The 3622-nt window shown below is 70.0% G+C and carries 4 protein-coding genes and 1 pseudogene; 2 read left to right on the top strand and 3 right to left on the bottom strand.

Features of this window, described 5'->3' with window-relative positions:
* Positions 1–212 (top strand): hypothetical protein (locus tag QZ994_RS19115; RefSeq protein ID WP_290877470.1); only part of this gene is annotated, 212 nt, incomplete at its 5' end.
* Between the two features lie 54 nt (positions 213–266).
* Positions 267–1799, top strand: coding sequence for an FAD-linked oxidase C-terminal domain-containing protein (locus tag QZ994_RS19120; RefSeq protein ID WP_290877474.1), 1533 nt, complete (start codon positions 267–269; stop codon positions 1797–1799).
* Between the two features lie 34 nt (positions 1800–1833).
* Here QZ994_RS19120 and QZ994_RS19125 read toward each other — a convergent pair whose 3' ends face one another.
* From QZ994_RS19125 to QZ994_RS19135, 3 genes and pseudogenes are all read right to left on the bottom strand, one after another.
* Positions 1834–2544: a GntR family transcriptional regulator gene (locus QZ994_RS19125; protein WP_290877477.1), complete on the bottom strand. Its 711-nt coding sequence runs from the start codon at positions 2542–2544 to the stop codon at positions 1834–1836.
* Positions 2541–2966, bottom strand: coding sequence for an oxalurate catabolism protein HpxZ (hpxZ, locus tag QZ994_RS19130; RefSeq protein WP_290877480.1), 426 nt, complete (start codon positions 2964–2966; stop codon positions 2541–2543). Before hpxZ ends, QZ994_RS19125 begins: the two co-directional genes overlap by 4 nt.
* A pseudogene (locus QZ994_RS19135) lies at positions 2963–3622 on the bottom strand (allophanate hydrolase); the annotation flags it as partial. The pseudogene QZ994_RS19135 and the gene hpxZ, both read right to left, overlap by 4 nt.

A 3622-nucleotide genomic window follows, 5' to 3' on the forward strand; every position in this document is an offset into this window, starting at 1 on the left:
TGCCCGGCGTCGGTCCGGCCCGCCTGGCCATGCGCAGCACCCTGGCCTCGGTGCGCCGCAACGGCACGGCCAGTATCGGCGAAGCCATGCTCACGGCACTGGAAAAACACCTCAACGACAAGGTGCGCGGCTCGCTGGTGTCCTTCGCCAACGGCCTGCAGAGCCGTCTTACCGACCTGCTGACCCGCATCGCCGACGTCCGCATCGGCTGACCCCTTTCGTCGCGGCGGTGGCCATCGGGCCCCGGGCGGTTTACAGTGATGCGGATGGACACCACGGTCACTGCCTCCGCCCCCTCCCCGGTCACCGACCCGGCGCAGCGCGCCCAGCGGCAACAGGCCGTGGTCAAGGCCCTGCAACGCGTGCTGCCCGCGGCCAGCGTGCTGTGGCAGACCGAGGCCGTCACCCCCTTTGAATGCGATGGCCTGAGCGCCTACCGCCAGCGCCCGCTGGCGGTGGCCCTGCCCGAGACCCACGAGCAGGTGGGTGCGGTGCTGGCGGCCTGCCATGCCCTGGGCGTGCCCGTGGTGGCGCGCGGTGGCGGGACCGGGCTGTCGGGCGGCGCCCAGCCCCATGCGGAGGGCGTGACGCTCTCGCTGGCGCGGCTCAACCGCATCACCCGGATCGATGCCCTGGCCCGCACGGCCACCGTGCAATGTGGCGTGCGCAACCTGGCCATCAGCGAGGCTGCGGCGCAGCACGGCCTGTACTACGCCCCCGACCCAAGCAGCCAGATCGCCTGCACCATCGGCGGCAACGTGGCCGAAAACGCCGGTGGCGTGCACTGCCTGAAATACGGCCTGACCGTGCACAACGTGCTGGGCGTCCGTGGCTTCACCATCGAGGGCGAGCCGCTGGAACTGGGCGGCGAGGCGCTCGACGCCCCGGGCCTGGACCTGCTGGCCGCCTTCATCGGCAGCGAAGGCCTGCTGGGCGTGGTCACCGAGGTGACGGTGCGCCTGCTGCCCAGGCCGCAGATCGCCCGCTGCCTGCTGGCCAGCTTCGACGACGTGAGCAAGGCCGGCGAGGCCGTGGCCGCCATCATCGGCGCAGGGTTGATCCCCGCCGGGCTGGAGATGATGGACGGCCCCATGACGGCCGCCGTGGAAGACTTCGTGCACGCGGGCTACGACCTGAGCGCCGCCGCCATCCTGCTGGTGGAAAGCGACGGCACGCCGGAAGAGGTGGAAGAAGAGATCGAGCGCCTGGGCACGGTGCTGACCCAGGCCGGCGCCACGCGGCTGGAGCTGAGCCAGGACGAGGCCCAGCGCCTGCGCTTCTGGAGCGGCCGCAAGAATGCCTTCCCGGCCACGGGACGCATCAGCCCCGACTACCTCTGCATGGACGCCTCCATCCCGCGCAAGGCGCTGGCCACCATGCTGCAATCGATCAACGCCATGCAGACCACCTACGGCCTGCGCTGCGTGAACGTCTTCCACGCGGGCGACGGCAACATGCACCCGCTGATCCTGTTCAACGCCAACGACCCGGACGAACTGCAGCGCGCCGAGGCCTTCGGCAACCAGATCCTGCGCGAGGCCGTGGCCCTGGGCGGCAGCATCACCGGAGAACACGGGGTGGGCGTGGAAAAGCTCGACGCCATGTGCGTGCAGTTCTCGGATGCCGAGCGGGCGCAGATGCTGGCCTTCAAGGCCGCCTTCGACCCGCAGGGCCTGCTCAACCCGGGCAAGGCCATCCCCATGCTGGCGCGCTGTGGCGAGTTGCGCCCCGCGCCTGGCCAGAAGCTGGGGCAGACCCCGGCCCTGCAGGCGGCACTGGCCGAGCTGCCGCGGTTCTGATCGGCGGCTGCGACCTGCGGCTGGGCGCGGCGGCTCAGGCGCTGCTGGCCACGCGCTGGCGCGCCTGGTAGAGGGTGTCGAGCGTGATGTGGCGCACCTCGAGCTTGCTCTGCTCGACGTGGGCGCGCAGCAGGCGCAGGGCCTCGTCACTCCGGCGGCGCGTGATGGCGCGCAGGATGCGGGCATGTTCGTCGTAGGTGGCCTCGACGCGGTTGGGCTTGGTGAAGTCCAGACGGCGGATGATGCGGATGCGCTCGGTGATGTCGTCGTGCACACGGGCCATCTCGGTGTTGCCGGTGGCGCGCACCAGGGCGGAGTGGAAGGCCTCGTCCAGCCGGTCGACGGTGATGAAGGCCATCTGGCGCTCGTGGGGCTTGACCAGCCAGACCTCGGCCAGCTCCTTGAGCACGGGGCGTTCTTCCATCTCGCACAGGCGGGTCACCGCATGGGTTTCGAGCAGCACGCGCAGGTCGTAGAGTTGGTCGAAGGCCTCGAAATCCAGCGGAGCAACCTGCCAGCCGCTTTTGGGAAAGACCAGCAGAAAACCCTCGCGCTGCAGGCGCTGCAGGGCCTGACGCAGCGGCGTGCGGCTGACCTGCACGCGGTTGGCCAGATCGCTCTCGGAGAAGCGGTCGCCCGGCAGCAGCACGAAATCGAAGATCAGCTGCTTGATCTGGGCGTAGACGCGCTCGGCGAGTGTGGTGGCCGGCAGGGCTGGTGACGTCGGCAAGGGAACCAGGTTCATGGAGCCTTCGGCAAGGGAGACGGTGTGGACGGAAAAGGAATCATGCTGACATGGGCCGACACGATGCGCCAGCCCTGGGCGAAGCGCACCCAGGTCTGGGTCTGGAAGCCCCGGAGCGCGGTGTCGCTGCGCACGAACTCGCACATGGCCACGGCCACATCCGACCCGAAGGCGGTGATGCGGACGTCGTCCAGACGCCGCGTGAAATCCGGGGCGTCCACGCTGGCGCGATAGGCCACCAGCGCGTCATGCCCGAGTTGCCTGTCTGCGATGCCGTAGCGGGTCACCTGAGGGCTGTTCCAGAAAAAGGCATTGAGTGCGTCCACGTCGTTGGCCATGAGCGCGGCTTCATAGCGCAGGAAGGTGGCGGTCACCTCCTGCACCACCTCGTGCAGGTTGATTTGGCTGGGTGCGATGCTCATGCGGCCTGCCTGTCTGAAGCGGCCTGGGCCTGACGGTGGGCCATGTAGGCGCGCCAGCTACCAAAGTGGCTGATGTCTTCGGCGCCAGCGATGCCGCAGGGCTCGCAGATGAAGCCTTTGACCCAGCTGCCATCGGCCAGCTCGACCGAGCCCAGGCCCAGCGGCGAGGGGATCAGGGCGAGGAAGGAGCCCACGGCCGACAGGGGCACGGCATAAACCTCGAGCGCGATGGCATGGCCCGACTCGGGGGGCGCGTCGGCTGCGACGCGGGCCAGGCCGGGTTTGGGGGGCACGGTGCCGGGCAAGGCGTAGAGCTGGTAGCGCGGCGCGGTTTCGGTGCGACAGATCAGGCGGGCGCGGCGTTCGGTGAGCTGGCCATGCAGGGGCATGCCGCTGAGGTGGGCGCCCACCACCGCCAGGGCCATCACGGGCTCGGCCTGGGGCAAGGCGGCTGGCGGCCAGGCCAGTTCAGCCTCGGTGGCGGGCACACCGGTGTGCCCGAGTTGCGGGGCCGTGGTGCGGTGGCGCGCCTGTTGCCACAGCGCCCCCACGTCGAGCAAGGCGGCATCGGAGCCACCTGGGGCAATGAGGGTGACCCCAAAGGGCAGACCGGCGGGGGTGAAGCCACTGGGCAGGGCCAGGGCGGCCAGGCCCAG

The sequence above is a fragment of the Aquabacterium sp. genome (assembly GCF_021768455.1).
GTDB lineage: Bacteria > Pseudomonadota > Gammaproteobacteria > Burkholderiales > Burkholderiaceae_C > Aquabacterium.

What these genes read in the sequence shown, in the direction of transcription:
- QZ994_RS19125 (WP_290877477.1), bottom strand. Translation starts at nt 2,544, where the DNA reads ATGAACCTGGTTCCCTTGCCGACGTCACCAGCCCTGCCGGCCACCACA.
- QZ994_RS19120 (WP_290877474.1), top strand. Translation starts at nt 267, where the DNA reads ATGGACACCACGGTCACTGCCTCCGCCCCCTCCCCGGTCACCGACCCG.
- hpxZ (WP_290877480.1), bottom strand. Translation starts at nt 2,966, where the DNA reads ATGAGCATCGCACCCAGCCAAATCAACCTGCACGAGGTGGTGCAGGAG.